12 protein-coding genes are annotated in these 16280 nt (G+C 45.7%); 6 read left to right on the forward strand and 6 right to left on the reverse strand.

Annotated elements, in window-relative coordinates:
• Nucleotides 1-46: 46 nt before the first annotated feature.
• Nucleotides 47-1516 (reverse strand): glycosyltransferase family 39 protein, encoded by a 1470-nt coding sequence (locus BDE27_RS17725; protein WP_099131774.1) that lies wholly within the window; start codon nt 1514-1516, stop codon nt 47-49.
• Nucleotides 1517-1665: 149 nt separating this feature from the next.
• Here BDE27_RS17725 and yihI point away from each other — a divergent pair, with 149 nt between their 5' ends.
• Together yihI and hemN are read left to right on the forward strand one after the other, a co-directional pair.
• A complete protein-coding gene (gene yihI / locus BDE27_RS17730; protein WP_099131773.1) occupies nt 1666-2214 on the forward strand; it encodes a Der GTPase-activating protein YihI in 549 nt (182 codons plus the stop codon).
• A gap of 219 nt (nt 2215-2433) precedes the next feature.
• Complete coding sequence (hemN, locus tag BDE27_RS17740) at nt 2434-3807, forward strand: oxygen-independent coproporphyrinogen III oxidase (RefSeq protein ID WP_099131771.1); 1374 nt, start codon at nt 2434-2436, stop codon at nt 3805-3807.
• A gap of 145 nt (nt 3808-3952) precedes the next feature.
• On the opposite strand, the gene glnG is transcribed toward hemN, so the two are convergent.
• The 3 genes from glnG to glnA form a co-directional block, all read right to left on the reverse strand.
• Nucleotides 3953-5383 carry a nitrogen regulation protein NR(I) gene (glnG, locus tag BDE27_RS17745; protein WP_099131770.1) on the reverse strand — a complete coding sequence of 477 codons (1431 nt, stop codon included), beginning with the start codon at nt 5381-5383 and terminating at the stop codon, nt 3953-3955.
• 20 nt (nt 5384-5403) lie between these two features.
• Nucleotides 5404-6453, reverse strand: a complete 1050-nt coding sequence (gene glnL, locus BDE27_RS17750) for a nitrogen regulation protein NR(II) (RefSeq protein WP_099131769.1) — start codon at nt 6451-6453, stop codon at nt 5404-5406.
• Nucleotides 6454-6654: 201 nt separating this feature from the next.
• Entirely contained in the window at nt 6655-8064 is a 1410-nt protein-coding gene (glnA, locus tag BDE27_RS17755) for a glutamate--ammonia ligase (RefSeq protein ID WP_099131768.1), read from the reverse strand.
• Nucleotides 8065-8757: 693 nt separating this feature from the next.
• On the opposite strand from glnA, the gene typA reads away from it, so the two are divergent.
• From typA to fabY, 4 genes are all read left to right on the forward strand, one after another.
• Entirely contained in the window at nt 8758-10587 is a 1830-nt protein-coding gene (gene typA / locus BDE27_RS17760) for a ribosome-dependent GTPase TypA (RefSeq protein ID WP_099131767.1), read from the forward strand.
• A 265-nt stretch (nt 10588-10852) separates the two neighbouring features.
• Nucleotides 10853-11470 (forward strand): glucose-1-phosphatase, encoded by a 618-nt coding sequence (gene yihX / locus BDE27_RS17765; RefSeq protein ID WP_099131766.1) that lies wholly within the window; start codon nt 10853-10855, stop codon nt 11468-11470.
• 39 nt (nt 11471-11509) lie between these two features.
• Nucleotides 11510-11947, forward strand: coding sequence for a D-aminoacyl-tRNA deacylase (gene dtd / locus BDE27_RS17770; RefSeq protein ID WP_099131765.1), 438 nt, complete (start codon nt 11510-11512; stop codon nt 11945-11947).
• Nucleotides 11948-11973: 26 nt separating this feature from the next.
• Entirely contained in the window at nt 11974-12891 is a 918-nt protein-coding gene (gene fabY / locus BDE27_RS17775) for a fatty acid biosynthesis protein FabY (protein ID WP_099131764.1), read from the forward strand.
• Here the strand turns inward: fabY and BDE27_RS17780 are convergent.
• Together BDE27_RS17780 and BDE27_RS17785 are read right to left on the reverse strand one after the other, a co-directional pair.
• Nucleotides 12881-14662 carry a translocation/assembly module TamB domain-containing protein gene (locus BDE27_RS17780; RefSeq protein ID WP_099131763.1) on the reverse strand — a complete coding sequence of 594 codons (1782 nt, stop codon included), beginning with the start codon at nt 14660-14662 and terminating at the stop codon, nt 12881-12883. The genes fabY and BDE27_RS17780 overlap by 11 nt on opposite strands.
• A gap of 139 nt (nt 14663-14801) precedes the next feature.
• On the reverse strand, nt 14802-16187 hold the full coding sequence (locus BDE27_RS17785) for a nucleobase:cation symporter-2 family protein (RefSeq protein ID WP_099131762.1): 1386 nt from the start codon (nt 16185-16187) through the stop codon (nt 14802-14804).
• Between the last annotated feature and the right edge of the window lie 93 nt (nt 16188-16280).

Raw genomic sequence — 16280 nt, forward strand, 5'->3', positions numbered from 1 at the left:
GGTTAAGAGAAAGCCTGACAGCAATTTATGTCAGGCTTGCAACTTATCATTGAATATTTTTAGGTGCGACAAAGCCAATGCAAACAGTATCTAACTCAGCATTTGGTTGGGCTTGGAAGGAGAACTCTTCTTTGTGACTGAGCACCAATGATGGCCATTCTGCAAGCGTATGTTGAAAATCTTCCTCTGCACAACTCTTTCCTCGCTCTCCCACTAGCAAGGCACCATATTTCACAATATTGTCCTGTTTGATATGGCGGTTATAGATATTCGGTGGCGCACCATTATCTAATTCCCAGGGTTGTATCGTTTCTGGGTGATAGTGGCTATAAAATGTCAGCCATTGATGCAGATATTCGCCACCAACATAACGTAATGGTGTTGGATACAGTTCGTTCCAACGTTGATCAAGTTGGCTGGCAAAGGTTTTTATACCAACAAATTTTTGCCCCGCATCACGGACATTTGCCATCATTACACCGACATAACCAATCAACACGAATACCCCAAACACGGTCAATGCTCGTAATGTGCCTCGCAGGGGTTTGTTGGGAAAGACCGTTATCGATCCCACCAACAGTGCTGGCGAAACGACCATAAAAGGTTGTACCCATTCGGTCATACGTCCACCCTGATTGAAGGAGAACCAGCCGTAAATAATCAGCAGAGGCAGCAGTATCACGATATTAGCCAGCGCATTGGATTGCTGCCTGGGCCAGCCAATCCGGCCACCCAGCAGATAAATAATGACACTGAGGATAATTAACGGGTAGAACACGGAAAATAGGGCGCGTGTAGTATGTAAGTTGAATCCTTTCTGAATTTGGGAACCTACCCACTTAAATGCGACAAAGTCGTTATGCACCAGCCACCAAACATTCGGCAGTATCAGCGCGAACCAGATGACAATGGCGAGATAAAACAGTGGCTCCCGATAGTTGCGGCGTATTTTAGGCACAAACAGGGAGAGCAAAAAGACCGAGCCGACGATAGCAAGCGAAGAGTACTTTGCCATTGTTGCCAGCCCTGTGGTAAGGGCGAATGCCAGCCACCATTTGGGGTGATCGTCAATGGCCCGCAGAAAAAACAGCAATGCCCAAGGCCAGAGCATAACTAAAAGGTAATTATCATTATAAGGAATGATATCAAAATTGATGACACCGGATAGGTTCAAAGTCAGCATAGCAAGCCATGCGAGTACAACTTTGCCCGTCAACCGGAAAGCCAGTTGCCAAACCCCAAGCATACCGATGGCAATAGCAACAAAGTGGGTGAAATACCAATAAAAATTGAGAGAAATGTCACTGATAGAGATAGCGGGTAGCATAATAGCTCCCACTAGCCATGGGTTTTTGGGCGAACCCCATTCCCCATTAATGCCCCAGTTTAAAGCTTCTACGGCATCATAAGGAACGGTGGGATCGAGAGAGTAACTTGCTATTATCCACAAAACGGCATAACCAGTGACCCAAAGATACAATGGTATGCGATAAGAAGGAGTATCAAAAAAACGCATGGTAGTCTGATGATCATATTATTTGAGTTAAATCTATCTAGAATACTAGACGAAATTTAAACTATAGGTGAATGACATTGGATGTTAAAGGGAGTTTCTGTTAGATTCCGCCGAAAATATCTTGATAAAAATGAGTTGAGTCACAAGCTATGAGCCCGTTAAAGAAAAAATCACCAGCGAAGTTTTCCGCTGGTCAGCAAAAGCAAAAAAGAAAAAGTCGTGCAGAGCTGGATGCAGAAGGACGCGAGCGTAAGCGCCAGAAGAAACGTCGTGGTAATGGTAATCCGACCGGTAGCCGTCAGAGCGATAATGGCAGCAATAAAAAGCGTTCAGTAGTCAAACAGGAAAAAGATCCACGTATCGGTAGTAAAGTTCCGGTTCCTCTGTTCGTTGATGGGAAAGTCGCAGGTGAAAAAGCACCAACGGTGAAACCAACGACTAAGCCGGCTATAGAGCAACAGAAACCTCGCCTGTCCCCACAGGAAGAGCTGGAAATGCTGGAACATGATGAGCGATTGGATGACTTGCTGGCACGTCTTGAGCAAGGTGAAAAACTGTCCCAGGAAGACAATGCTTATGTCGACAATACGCTCGATCGCATTGATACCCTGATGGAAGAGTTGGGCATCGAGCTGGAAGAAGAGGACAGTGAAGAAGAACCACAGGAAGATATCATGCAATTACTGAAGGGTAAGTAACACCTTCAAGCAATGAATTGTGATCGTAAAAGGCGGGTTCATACTGATAACCATGATATTAATAACCACAGTATTAGTATGTTATTTATTGTGGTTATTGGGTAAACTATGGCAGCTATCGCGACGTAAGTGTCGGTTGCGCACGATCATCATGGCACGGCATTTCAGTTCCACGAAAATGTTGCGTTTTGATGGGCGAAAACAGCGGAAGGAATAAGCATGTCAGAGCAAGCCATTGTTTGGGATCTGCCTTTGATCCAAAAATACAACTATTCAGGGCCTCGTTATACGTCGTATCCAACAGCATTGGAGTTTAATCAACAGTACGATGCGACTGCTTTTGCACAGGCCGCTGCCCGTTATCCTGGGCGCCCGCTTTCCCTCTATATTCATATCCCGTTCTGCCATAAGCTTTGTTATTTCTGTGGTTGCAATAAGCTGGTTACGCGCCAAAAGCACAAGGCGGATGAATATCTGAATGTGTTGGAAAAAGAGATTGCTGCCCGTGCCAAATTATTTTCCCAGCGGAAAATTAGCCAGATGCACTGGGGCGGAGGCACGCCAACCTATCTGGATAAAACACAGATCAGCCGATTGATGTCGATGCTGCGCAACCATTTCCATTTTCTGCCCGATGCTGAGCTTTCCATTGAAATTGATCCGCGTGAAATTGAGCTTGATGTCATTGATCATTTGCATCACGAAGGCTTTAACCGCCTGAGTATGGGCGTGCAGGATTTTAATAAAGATGTGCAGCGCTTGGTTAATCGAGAGCAAGATGAAGCATTTATTTTCGAACTGATCAAACGTGCTCGTGAAACAGGCTTTACATCCACCAGCATTGATTTGATTTATGGTCTGCCGAAACAGACACCTGAAAGTTTTGCTTTTACATTGCAGCGGGTATTGGCATTGTCTCCTGATCGTTTAAGTGTATTTAACTATGCTCACTTACCGGATTTATTTGCGGCACAGCGCAAGATTAAGGAACAGGATTTACCAACTGCAACACAGAAGCTAAATATTTTGCACGAAACGATTGTGACCCTGACAAGTGATGGCTATCAGTTTATTGGTATGGATCACTTTGCTCGCCCTGATGATGAATTGGCAATTGCCCAACGCCAAGGCATCTTACACCGAAATTTTCAGGGATATACCACGCAGGGGGAATGCGATTTACTTGGTATGGGCGTTTCTGCGATCAGTATGCTGGGAGATAGCTATGCCCAGAACCAGAAAGACCTGAAAACCTACTACGCTGCGGTGGCAGCACAAGGCCATGCTTTGTGGCGTGGTTTAGCGTTGACACAGGATGATTGCATTCGTCGTGATGTGATTAAGGCGTTAATCTGTAACTTTCGGCTGAATTTTGCGGATATTGAGCAGCATTATGGGCTGAATTTCGCGGGTTACTTTGCCGAAGATCTGCAATTATTGGCACCATTGGCAGAAGATGGGTTGGTTGAAGTAACCGAATCGCAGATCCAAGTATCCCCGAAAGGCCGCTTGTTGATACGTAATGTTTGTATGTGTTTTGATAGTTATCTACGTAATCAGATGAGACAGCGGCAATTTTCGCGGGTGATATAAATATCAGTGAGAATAGGGTTGAGTGTGTTGCTGATTTGTACTAAATACGAACAGTATCCAGCGTGAGCTGCAACTATGAGAATTGGTCTCTCGACGGGGTTAATCTTTAACCTGACGGTCACTTGGGATAGCAAAGCAACATGTATCACAACCCCAGTTCCTTCAATTTCCGCGTTATTGTATTTCTTCCCCAGCCCAGCAGGCGAGCGGCTTCTTGTTTATGTCCATTTGTATATTCCAGTGCGCAATTAAGCAGAGTGCGTTCCAGCAATGGCAGAGCATCGGCAAGAAGATCGGTTTTTCCCTCTTTTAAGGCATGTTGCGCCCATTCAGCCAGCAGTTGTGGCCAATCCTCCGATGGTGATGTAGAGCGTGTAACAGAGGCGTTCCCTGCCTGCCCTGCGAGTTGGTTGCCAATCAGGTCAGCGGGTAGATCCTGTACCAGCACCTCCTTGCTTGCCGCCATCACGGTCAGCCAGCGGCAAACATTTTCCAACTGGCGGACATTGCCTGACCACGGCAGGCGCATCAAGGCAAGTTCAGTATCAGGATGCAGCACTTTGGCTTCAACACCTAGTTCTTTGGCGGTTTGTTGCAGGAAATGGTGTGCCAGACGAGGAATGTCTTCCACTCTGTCCCGCAAAGGGGGTAACTGAACACGAATCACATTCAGGCGATGGTAGAGGTCTTCCCTGAATTTACCTTCTGCAACACGTTGCTCAAGGTTCTGGTGAGTGGCGGCGATAATACGGACATTAACTTTCACGGGTGCATAGCCCCCGACTCGATAGAATTGTCCTTCGGCCAGCACTCGCAGTAGGCGAGTTTGGATATCCAGCGGCATATCACCAATTTCATCCAAAAACAGTGAGCCACCATTGGCTTGCTCAAAACGACCGTGACGTACTTGATTTGCACCTGTGAACGCGCCTTTTTCGTGACCAAAGAGTTCAGATTCAATCAGGTCTTTCGGGATTGCCGCCATATTCAGGGCAATAAATGGTGCAGAAGCGCGTGGACTATGACGGTGAAGGGCATGGGCAACCAGCTCTTTTCCTGTGCCGGATTCACCATTGATTAACACACTGATGGAGGAACGGGAAAGGCGGCCGATAATCCGGTATACCTCCTGCATGGCAGGGGCTTCTCCGATCATATCTGAAACTGATACCGGCAACTGCGGACTCGAAGCTGATTGATGTTGTTCCCGATAATGACTTAGTGCCCGTTCAACCAATGCAACAGTTTCATCAATATCAAAAGGTTTTGGCAGATAATCAAATGCACCGTGTTGATAGGCACTGACAGCGGCATCCAGATCAGAATGGGCAGTCATAATGATGACCGGAAGCTGTGGATGGCTCTGCTTTATCTGGTTGAGTAAACTAAGTCCGTCTAATCCTGGCATACGGATATCCGACAGAATAACCTCTGGATTACTTTGTCCTAGCGCGGTTAATACGGCATCGGCATTTTCAAAACTGATACACTCCATGCCAGCGCCACTCAGCGCCCGTTCAAGTACCCAGCGGATAGAACTATCATCATCAACGATCCAGACTTTTCCTCGTTGCATTGTCACCCCCTACTTAACGGTTATTTCTTGATCGGCAGGTAAATGGAGAATTCCGTATGTCCTGGCCAACTGGTAAATTCAATTTTGCCAGCATGTTGGTCGATAAGATTACGTGCTATGGATAAGCCAAGTCCAGTTCCTCCTGCATACCCGCTGACCATCGGGTAAAAAAGCGTATCCTGAATATTGGGAGGAATACCTGGCCCATTATCTTCAATATCAATTCGGGCTGCCAATCGGTAACGTTCACCCTGTAAGGTAATCTGGAATGCTGTTCGTGTTCTCAGGGTGATAATCCCTCCCTTCTCACCCAGTGCTTGTAGGGCATTGCGGGTGATATTCAGTAATACCTGCTCAACTTGGTCAGGATAATGTGCCAGCTCAGGCAAGCTCGGATCATAATCTTTAATCAGCGTGACATTGGCAGGCATTTCCAGTGAGACCAGTTGATAGACCCGTTCGACTACATGGTGAATGCTTTGGCGGGTTTGGGAGCCTGGATGCTGTGGCCCCAATAATCGATCAACGAGGTTGCGTAGCCTGTCTGCCTGCTCAATGATCACTTGGGTATATTCCCTCAAGGCCGGATCTGGCAGTGCTTTGGCAAGCAACTGTGCGGCTCCCCGCAATCCGCCAAGAGGGTTCTTGATTTCATGTGCCAGCCCCCGAACCAGTTCCCGCGCAGCCGCCTGCTGTGCTTGTTGGATCTGCTCTTGGCTTAACCGGCGTTGACTGTCCATAGATGCCAGTTCCAGCAGGATAAACTGTTCGGAAATTGGTTGGGCACTGAGCGACATCACATGAGAGTGATTATTGATCACTAATATGACTTCGTTATCGGTAAAGCCATGACCGTTGATCAAACTGGAACGCATCAATTCTGTATCCAGTGAAATATAGCTAAACAGGATGGGAAGAGGCGTGCCGAATAATTTACGGGAACTTTGTGCCAGAAGTTGCATAGCAGAATGATTGGCGTAGCGAATAACCAAATCATTATCCAGTACCAGGACGCTGTTTATCTGTGAGTCGAGAATCTGTTCTGCTTTGGGCAAACTAACCATTGTCATTCAGTTCCTGCACTTTTTTGGTGCATTGTAGCTTATTCAAGCATAGTTTGATAAATCCTTCCGCTCAGCATATATCCTCATGGGTAATACAATTGTGTATATATGAGGAAAAAAGCCCATCCAAGGATGGGCCAAAAGTTTCACGGCAACAAAAAAACAAGAGTAATGCCATCACGTTATGGGGCATTACCTGATAAGGCACTACACACTGTAATACAGTTCAAACTCCAGGGGATGTGGTGTCATGCGGACACGTTCAATTTCCCCATTCAATAAATTGATATAAGCATCAATCGTGTCGTCAGTGAAAACACCACCGCGTGTCAGGAATTCGCGGTCTGCATCCAATGCGGCCAGCGCTTCTTCCAAAGAAGAGGCCACAGTTGGGATCTCTTGGGCTTCTTCTGCGGGCAGGTCATATAAGTTTTTATCCATTGCATCACCTGGATGGATTTTGTTGATGATGCCATCCAAACCTGCCATCAACAGCGCAGAGAAGGCCAGATAAGGGTTCGCTGCGGGATCAGGGTAGCGCACTTCAATACGGCGAGCTTTGGCGCTGGCGACCACAGGAATACGGATAGAAGCAGAGCGGTTACGAGCAGAATACGCCAGCATAACCGGGGCTTCAAAACCAGGTACCAGACGTTTGTACGAGTTAGTGGTTGGGTTGGTAAAGGCATTTAGCGCACGGGCGTGTTTGATGACGCCGCCGATATAGTAAAGCGCCATTTCGGACAGGCCGCCGTACTTGTCACCCGCAAACAGGTTAGTGCCATTTTTGGACAGTGACATGTGACAGTGCATACCTGAACCATTATCGCCCACCAACGGTTTTGGCATAAATGTGGCGGTCTTACCAAATTTATGGGCAACGTTATGAACCACATATTTATAAATCTGGGTTTCATCCGCTTTTTTGGTCATGGTATTAAAGCGGGTGGCAATTTCGTTTTGTCCGGCAGTTGCGACCTCATGGTGGTGGGCTTCAACTACCAAACCCATTTTTTCCATTGTTAAGCACATGGCTGAACGCAGGTCTTGGGAAGAGTCCACAGGAGGAACAGGAAAATACCCTCCTTTAATGCCAGGACGATGGCCTTTGTTACCGCCTTCATAACGTGTGCCGCTGTTCCATGCAGCTTCCGTATCATCAATATGGTAGTAAGAGCCAGAGATGGAGCTGCCGAAACGGATATCATCGAACAAGAAGAATTCGGGTTCTGGCCCAAATAAAACGGTATCAGCAATATCGCTTGCCCGCAGGAAATCTTCGGCGCGTTTCGCAATGGAGCGAGGATCGCGGCTATAGCCTTGCATGGTGCCAGGTTCGAGGATATCACAACGCAGGATCAGGGTGGCATCATTAAAGAAGGGATCAAGCATCGCGGTGCTCGGATCTGGCATTAGCACCATGTCGGATTCATTGATACCTTTCCAGCCACCGATAGATGAACCGTCAAACATTTTGCCATCTTCAAAGAAGTCTTCATCAACTTGGTGGGCAGGAATAGTGATATGTTGTTCTTTACCTTTAGTGTCGGTAAAACGTAAGTCAATAAACTTCACCTGATGTTCTTCAATCATGGACAAAACATGTTCAGCGGACATACTGGCTCTCCTGGTTACGTCGGCCTGATAAAACAGGGCAAGAAATAAACTGTTTTATCTTAAAAGTTAAGGACAATTGTGGATCTCTGTGTGATCAATTTTATGAAACCACTATTGCCAGGAATAAATGCGAAAAGTGTGCCAATATTTAAAAAATATTTAATATCAATATGATAAAAATATATGGCGGGGGGAAGAGAAAAAAGTGAATAAGATAAGTGTGTGGTTTTAGGCGTTTTGCACCAAAGTGGTGAATAATGGCAGCGTGATTGCATTATTATAGTGCGACTGGCCGACTGAAATTTCGTGAACTTGCTCGTTACGTCATCAATTGATATGTTAATACTATATCAATTGACTATTTGGCTCTCCCCAACGTAAACGTAGTTGTCCCGCGTGACTTGAACTACATAATCAATCCAGCTCACCCCCTGTTCTAGCAGGTCACTGGTGACGCTACTGAGCTTGATTTCCAGCCAGATGGATGCCTCTTTATACCTCAATAGGTATAGATTCCAACGATGTTTCTAAATAAAGAGAAAACCACCAATACTGTACAACTTTTAATACCAGTGCAACCATCCAAAGTGTATAATGCTGCACTTTTGTTCGGCGGCGGCCAAGTAAAACAGAATTCTTTTTGTGTACTCAATCTGAGTACATAAATGATTTTAGCATTATTGGAATTTTTAAATGTCAAATGAAATCAGTAAATTAAGAAATATAGCAATTATTGCTCACGTCGACCATGGCAAAACCACGCTGGTTGATAAACTCCTGCAGCAGTCCGGTACCTTTGGGGAGCGTGCTGCAACAACTGAGCGTGTGATGGATTCCAATGATCTGGAAAAAGAACGTGGTATTACCATCCTTGCAAAGAACACTGCCATCAGATGGAATGACTATCGTATCAATATCGTAGACACCCCAGGCCACGCCGACTTTGGTGGCGAGGTTGAGCGTGTAATGTCAATGGTAGACAGTGTCCTGTTGCTGGTTGATGCGATGGATGGCCCAATGCCACAGACTCGCTTTGTAACCCAGAAAGCGTTTGCTCACGGCCTGAAGCCTATTGTGGTGATCAACAAGGTTGACCGTCCTGGTGCTCGCCCTGACTGGGTGGTGGATCAGGTGTTTGATTTGTTTGTGAATCTCGGTGCAACCGATGAACAGTTGGATTTCCCAATCATTTATGCTTCTGCGTTGATGGGGGTTGCTGGTAACGAGCATACCGATATGGCTGAAGACATGACTCCGCTGTATCAGGCAATCGTTGATCATGTTGAGCCACCTAAGGTTGACCTTGATGGCCCATTCCAGATGCAAATTTCGCAGTTGGATTACAACAACTATGTTGGGGTTATCGGTATCGGTCGCATTAAGCGTGGTATGGTAAAAACAAACCAAAATATCACTATCATCGACAGCGAAGGTAAAACTCGCAACGGTAAAGTCGGCAAGGTCTTTAGCCATCTGGGATTGGAGCGTATTGAGTCTGATAAGGCGGAAGCTGGTGATATCATCGCCATTACCGGCCTGGGTGATCTGAACATTTCCGATACCCTGTGTGAAGTCAATGCGGTTGAAGCGTTGCCAGCACTGGCAGTTGATGAACCTACCGTAAGCATGTACTTCTGTGTTAATACTTCACCGTTCTGTGGTCGTGAAGGTAAGTACGTGACTTCTCGCCAGATCCTTGATCGTCTGAAAAAAGAGCTGGTTCATAACGTAGCACTGCGTGTTGAAGAAACTGAAGATCCAGACGCCTTCCGTGTATCAGGCCGTGGTGAACTGCACCTGTCCGTTCTGATCGAGAACATGCGTCGTGAAGGTTTCGAGTTAGCGGTTTCCCGTCCAAAAGTTATTTTCCGTGAAATTGATGGCCGTAAGCAGGAGCCTTTCGAGCAGGTAACTCTGGATATTGAAGAACAGCATCAAGGCGATGTAATGCAGGCATTGGGTGAGCGTAAAGGTGAAATGCGTGACATGCTGCCAGATGGCAAAGGTCGCGTTCGTCTTGATTACGTCATTCCAAGCCGTGGCCTGATCGGCTTCCGTACTGAATTCATGACCATGACTTCGGGTACTGGTTTGTTGTATGCCACATTCAGCCACTATGATGACATCCGCCCAGGTGAGATTGGCCGTCGCCAAAATGGTGTGCTGATTTCCAACGGACAAGGCAAGGCAGTTGCTTACGCGCTGTATGGTTTGCAGGAGCGTGGTAAATTGTTCCTGGGTCATGGTACTGAAGTGTATGAAGGCCAGATTATTGGTATTCACTCACGTTCAAATGACCTGACTGTTAACTGTCTGACCGGTAAGAAACTGACTAACGTGCGTGCATCAGGTACGGATGAAGCAACAACACTGTCTCCACATATTAAGAAAACATTGGAGCAGGCGTTGGAGTTTATTGACGACGACGAGTTGGTTGAAGTAACTCCAGTGTCAATTCGCTTGCGTAAGCGTCATTTGACCGAAAACGATCGCCGTCGTGCAAATCGTAGCAAAGAAGTTTAATTTCTGGATTATGCGTTGCATATGACAGTTTGAACATCAACGGCTTAGGGCGCTTCGGTGCCCTGAGTTCTTTTATGATATCCCCTTCCAACCATTTTGTTATCTATTCCTACTGATCGGTCGGTAGCCAGTCAAGAGCTTCAACGACGATTTATAAGACGCTTCATAAGAAGAACAATTTATTTGTTTTTTTATCTCTTCATTCTTTTTTCTTAATAAAAGTATGATAAAAGTACTAAACAATAAGCGTCAGTCAGGAGGGATTATGCTGTATATTTTCGATCTGGGTAACGTGATTATTGATATTGATTTTAAAAGAGTACTGGCTGTTTGGAGTAATCTGAGTGGGACACCACTGGCAACATTGACCCCAAAATTTTCTCAGGGAGAGACTATTGAAAAACATGAGTGTGGACAAATTAGTGACACTGAATTTGCAGAAATGATGTGTGATGAAATGGAGGTCTCACTCAGTTTTGAACAATTTGCGGAAGGCTGGAATACAATCTTTATCGGTGTCAGGCAGGAAGTCATTGAGTTAATGAATAAATTGCGTGCTCAAGGGCATCGTGTGGTTGTGTTGTCAAATACAAATCGTCTGCATATTGATTACTGCTCAGTGCATTATCCTGAGATTGCAGTATCAGCGGATTTCCTTTACCTATCCCACGAATTGAGGATGCGTAAACCCAATCTTGATATTTTTAACTATGTGCTTGCAGTGGAAGGCGTGACAGCAGATCAAGCCATATTCTTTGATGATCTTTTAGAAAACGTCGAAGCAGCAAAAAAATCAGGCATCAATGCAATTCATGTGGCTGACAGGAGTGTAATCCCTGATTATTTTCAGTCACATGATTTCTCGCTTCCCTCAAAAAATTAACATCGTTTGCTTATTGCAACGGAATAACAGGCAAGAGAAATGATCGCATTAATTCAGCGTGTAACACAGGCAAAGGTTGTTGTTGAAGGTGAGACGATTGGAGAAATTGGACAAGGGTTGCTGGTGTTGCTGGGGGTTGAAAAAGACGATACCCCACAGAAAGCGCAACGTTTATGCGACAAGGTAATGGGATATCGGGTATTCAGCGATGAGCAGGGAAAAATGAACCTTAATGTTCAGCAGGCTGGCGGTAGTTTGTTGGTGGTATCGCAATTTACATTAGTCGCGGACACACAGAAAGGCTTAAGACCCAGCTTTTCTGGCGGTGCTGAGCCACAAAAAGCAGAAGAGCTTTATCGCGATTTTGTTGAACAGTGCCGTGTAACTGGTGTAAAAACAGAAAAGGGGAAATTTGCGGCAGACATGAAAGTCAGTTTGACAAATGACGGGCCGGTAACTTTCTGGTTGCAAGTATGATGTGTTTCAAGAAAGGGGTTGTTTCTATGTACCATCTGAGAGTACCTCAAACAGAACAAGAGTTGGAAATTTATTACCAATTTCGTTGGGAGATGTTGCGTAAACCGCTTCATCAGCCCGTCGGATCAGAGAAAGATGGTTACGATTCGATGGCTCATCACCAAATGGTGGTGGATGAACAGGGTAATCCGCTGGCTGTTGGGCGTTTATATATAAACGCGGATAATGAAGGCGCTATTCGTTTTCTGGCTGTTCATCCCCATGTGCAACGAAAAGGTTTGGGGACACTGATTGCGATGGCATTGGAATCGGTAGCCAGACAGGAAGGTGTGAAACGAATTGTTTGCGGCGCACGGGAAGATGCGGTTGATTTCTTCGACAAGTTGGGTTTTCAAAACCGTGGTTTGATCAATGGTGCTAAGGCGTCACCGATTAACCACTTCCTCATGATAAAACCGATAATAAGCCTTGATGATATCTTGCACCGTCCTGATTGGTGTGCAGAGTTGCAGCAGGCATGGCATAAGCAAATCCCTTTGAGTGAAAAGATGGGGCTGAGGATCACCCAATATACCGGGCAACATTTCATCACAACGATGCCCGAAGCCGGAAACCAGAATCCACATCATACTATTTTCGCCGGTAGCTTATTTTCTCAGGCCACCTTAACGGCATGGGGATTGATTTGGTTGTTGCTACAGGAGCGCCAGTTAGGGGGAGATATCGTTTTGGTGGATGCCAATATTCGTTATCGGCGACCGATTACAGGGCGCCCCTGTGCAACTGCCGATTTCAATAATATGAGCGGAGACCTTGCCCGTCTTGCCCGCGGCAATAAAGCCCGCGTAACGGTGGAAGTGCAGGTTAGCGGTGAACATGGCGTAGGTAGTGTGTTCACCGGTACTTATATCGTCCTGCCTCCCGAACGTCTTACTAAAGCTTGATTTTTGCGCAGGTTTGGCTCTCCGTAGAATGGCCTGTTGTTGAGTTCCCAGCTTCAGGGTTATCTACGGAAGAGGGGACTGTTAGGGTACAGCGGTTCGTTGAGATCAAACCTTGCTCAACAGATTGTGACTCTTTGTCCGATGATTTATCTTCAGCAACTAATGTCCCGGTTATTGTTCCCTTCACATCGTCAGCGGAGAGATCTCCCGTGATAGCGAGTGAGAAATTTCCTTCTCCCTGAATCTTAAGCGGTATCCAACCCCATTGTGGCAAGATGTTCAAATCCGCATTCATACCTTTGAAATTGAGGTTAAAAGGCGTATGAGCAGTTTGTTGTTCCGCCGAGCCAGTAACTTGCAGCAGTCCTTCATGTGTAAAGCCATTCAATTTATCAATGATGACTTTGCCGTCGGTGGCGTGTAGTTGCAGATAAGGACGGGTTATTTCGATTTTGTTAAATGTTCCCGCAGCCGCTTGCAGCGATGCCTGACCATTCCACAATCCCCACTTGCCATTTTTCAAGATATCCATATTGTCAATATGGGCTGAAAGAGTGGTGAGCTGGAACGGGAAATTGGGATTGGTATCAATCAGCAGCGTATTATTGATAGTAATATCATTGAGTTTTACTCCTGAAATCCATTCTGGCGCAGGCTGTTTGAAATAGTTGAGCCATGTTGGTGGCAGAGCATAAAGCAGCCCTGTTACAGAGCTCTCTTTGAGGGTAAGGAGCCGACTTTTGCGATCCCATTGAGACTGGATATTGAACAACCCTTTTTGATAGTGGGTTGTCAGGTTTGCGATGGTAAAGGTATCACCAGAAAAGCGGAATTTTCCAAGCGTGTCGCTGAACTGTGCATTATCCAACGTCATGTTCATCGCATTAAAATCAATCAACCCATCTTCGGCGCTCCAACTGCCGTTGACTAAGCCTAAATTTTTGATGGCGCTATCCAGATAATCAACAGACCAATTTTGCCCTTGCAGTTTGGCATTAGTGATATTGAGATTTTTGATATACATAGCCGGCAGATGGCTGATTTTTTCTTTCAACTCACCCAGTGTCATTGGTGTTTGCCAGCGAATGTCACTGAGCAGGATATTGTTCCAGCGCCAACTGCCGTCCGGCAATTGCTGACCATCGCCAGAAATGGCGCCTCGCAGAAATGTTGCGCCAAAAGAGTCGATAGTCAGGGCTTTATTCTGGTAACTACCTTGTACAACGGCGTTTTTAACAGATATGTCATTTAAACGGATCGTACTGGCACTGAATTGATATTTTCCATTACCAAATGGGTTGCCCACAGCAGGAACCCAAGGTGTAATTCCGCCTGTGATATTCTCCCCCTGGATACGCGTGTTGGGACTCTCTAGCTGAATATTCATCTGGTTTAGTTGCAGGATATCCGCTTGTAAAAGAGGAGGAAGCTGATTTCCAGAGAGTATCAATGTCCCTTGTTGCAATGTCAGACGACGGAGATTTTGGGGGGACAGTAAATGCTGCCATTTGAAATCGAGATTAATGGTATCGGCATTGAGTGAGAAAGGACTTTGTTTGTCACTAATGTCAATGTAGTTAAGTGATATGGTAGCAGGCTGCTGCCAGCTATGGCTGATGTGTTCAATACTGACTTGATAATGTCCTTGTCTGCTGAGCCATTGGCTTAACTGTTTGGCTCCCCAATGCGTCTGGGCAACAACATAAATAACTATGATTGCCAAAATTAGCACTAATAGAAGAGTGACAAAAAATTTCCCTAACCACCTCATATTTCACCTCAACAGTGTGACCTTCCAATAGAAGTCCTTTTATGCCGTAAAATAGAGCAGCACTCAATAGAGGATTTAGCTAAAAAAGAAAACTCCCGCGAGTAAGGCGGGAGAAAAGTATCATATAAAAAACGGCTAATTATTTATCTTGGGGAAAAATTAGGTTAAGCAGAATGGCGGTTAACCCACCTGCGGCAATACCTGAAGAGAGTAAATTTTTCACCCAATCAGGGGCAAACTGTAAAATCAGCGGTTGTTGAGAGACACCTAACCCGACGGCCAGGGACAGTGCGATGATCATAATGGAACGTCGATTCAGAGGTTCACGAGAAACAATTCTGACACCAGATGCGGCGATAGTACCAAACATCACAATCGTCGCCCCTCCCAGAACAGGCTCAGGAATATGTTGTACAAAACCAGCCACAGCGGGAAACAGCCCCAATAGAATTAACATTAAAGCAATCATGTAACCAACATAGCGACTGGCAACACCGGTTAGCTGGATCACACCATTGTTCTGGCCAAAACAGGAGTTTGGAAATGTATTGAACACGGCTGACACCATAGAATTGAGGCCATTTGCCAGCACACCGCCCTTGATACGTTTCATATAGAGCGGACCACTGACAGGCTGTTCAGAGACATCTGAGGTAGCTGTGATATCACCAATCGTTTCCAGTGATGTCACCATAAAAATCAGAATCAGTGGGATCAACAGATTCCAGTCAAAAGACAAACCATAGTAGAGTGGCGAAGGGACGGTGATGATTGGTGTACCTTCTTTTGGTGTTGAAACGGGCAACATATCCATGTACCAGGCCAGCAGATAACCCACTGCCATGGCAATGACCAGAGAAGCGACACGCAAGTAAGGGTTATTTTGGCGATTCAGTAACACGATGACGGCAAGAACAGTTCCTGCAAGCAGCAGGTTTTCAGGTGCGCCAAATGTGCCGTTTTGAATTGCAGAATAACCGCCACCAATCGAAGTTAACCCCACTTGAATTAACGACAGGCCAATAATCATCACCACGATACCGGATACCAGCGGTGTAATGATCCGTCTTGCTAAATGCAGCACTCGTGAAAGCAGCACTTCCGTCATTGAGGCGAGCATCAGTGTACCGAACAGAGCTGCCATCATGGTGGGAATATCCGCACCGCCATTTTTTAATGCTAAGCCACCCATAATCAGTGGAGCAACAAAATTAAAACTGGTGCCCTGAATTGAAAGTAATCCAGAGCCAATGGGTCCCCAAGAGCGAATTTGAATAAGTGATGCCAAACCTGAAGCAAACAGGGACATACTGATAATACGTTGGGTATCCTGTTCTGGAAGCCCCAGAGCCTGGCAAATCAGCATTGCTGGCGTAATAACAGCTACAAACATTGCTAGTAAATGTTGGCATGCAGCAAATAGGGCATGTGGGAACGGTGGTTTATCTTCCAGGCGATAGATAAGTTCATTGTTTGATTTATTGGGAACTTCTGATGAATTGGATTCACGGGGTAAATTGACCATATTGTGAAATTCCAGATAGACAAAAAGTGCATTTTAACGATTCTTATCATCAAAGCAATCGTTTGCTTAAAGTTTTCATAATGAAATACAAAT

Source organism: Xenorhabdus ehlersii (assembly GCF_003610465.1).
GTDB classification, from domain to species: Bacteria; Pseudomonadota; Gammaproteobacteria; order Enterobacterales; family Enterobacteriaceae; genus Xenorhabdus; species Xenorhabdus ehlersii.

Bases quoted from the DNA above. Each gene is read 5' to 3' on its own strand.
- BDE27_RS17785 (WP_099131762.1), bottom strand. From the start codon at position 16,187: ATGGTCAATTTACCCCGTGAATCCAATTCATCAGAAGTTCCCAATAAA.
- yihI (WP_099131773.1), top strand. From the start codon at position 1,666: ATGAGCCCGTTAAAGAAAAAATCACCAGCGAAGTTTTCCGCTGGTCAG.
- glnA (WP_099131768.1), bottom strand. From the start codon at position 8,064: ATGTCCGCTGAACATGTTTTGTCCATGATTGAAGAACATCAGGTGAAG.
- fabY (WP_099131764.1), top strand. From the start codon at position 11,974: ATGTACCATCTGAGAGTACCTCAAACAGAACAAGAGTTGGAAATTTAT.
- yihX (WP_099131766.1), top strand. From the start codon at position 10,853: ATGCTGTATATTTTCGATCTGGGTAACGTGATTATTGATATTGATTTT.
- typA (WP_099131767.1), top strand. From the start codon at position 8,758: ATGTCAAATGAAATCAGTAAATTAAGAAATATAGCAATTATTGCTCAC.
- hemN (WP_099131771.1), top strand. From the start codon at position 2,434: ATGTCAGAGCAAGCCATTGTTTGGGATCTGCCTTTGATCCAAAAATAC.
- glnL (WP_099131769.1), bottom strand. From the start codon at position 6,453: ATGACAATGGTTAGTTTGCCCAAAGCAGAACAGATTCTCGACTCACAG.
- glnG (WP_099131770.1), bottom strand. From the start codon at position 5,383: ATGCAACGAGGAAAAGTCTGGATCGTTGATGATGATAGTTCTATCCGC.
- BDE27_RS17725 (WP_099131774.1), bottom strand. From the start codon at position 1,516: ATGCGTTTTTTTGATACTCCTTCTTATCGCATACCATTGTATCTTTGG.
- dtd (WP_099131765.1), top strand. From the start codon at position 11,510: ATGATCGCATTAATTCAGCGTGTAACACAGGCAAAGGTTGTTGTTGAA.
- BDE27_RS17780 (WP_099131763.1), bottom strand. From the start codon at position 14,662: ATGAGGTGGTTAGGGAAATTTTTTGTCACTCTTCTATTAGTGCTAATT.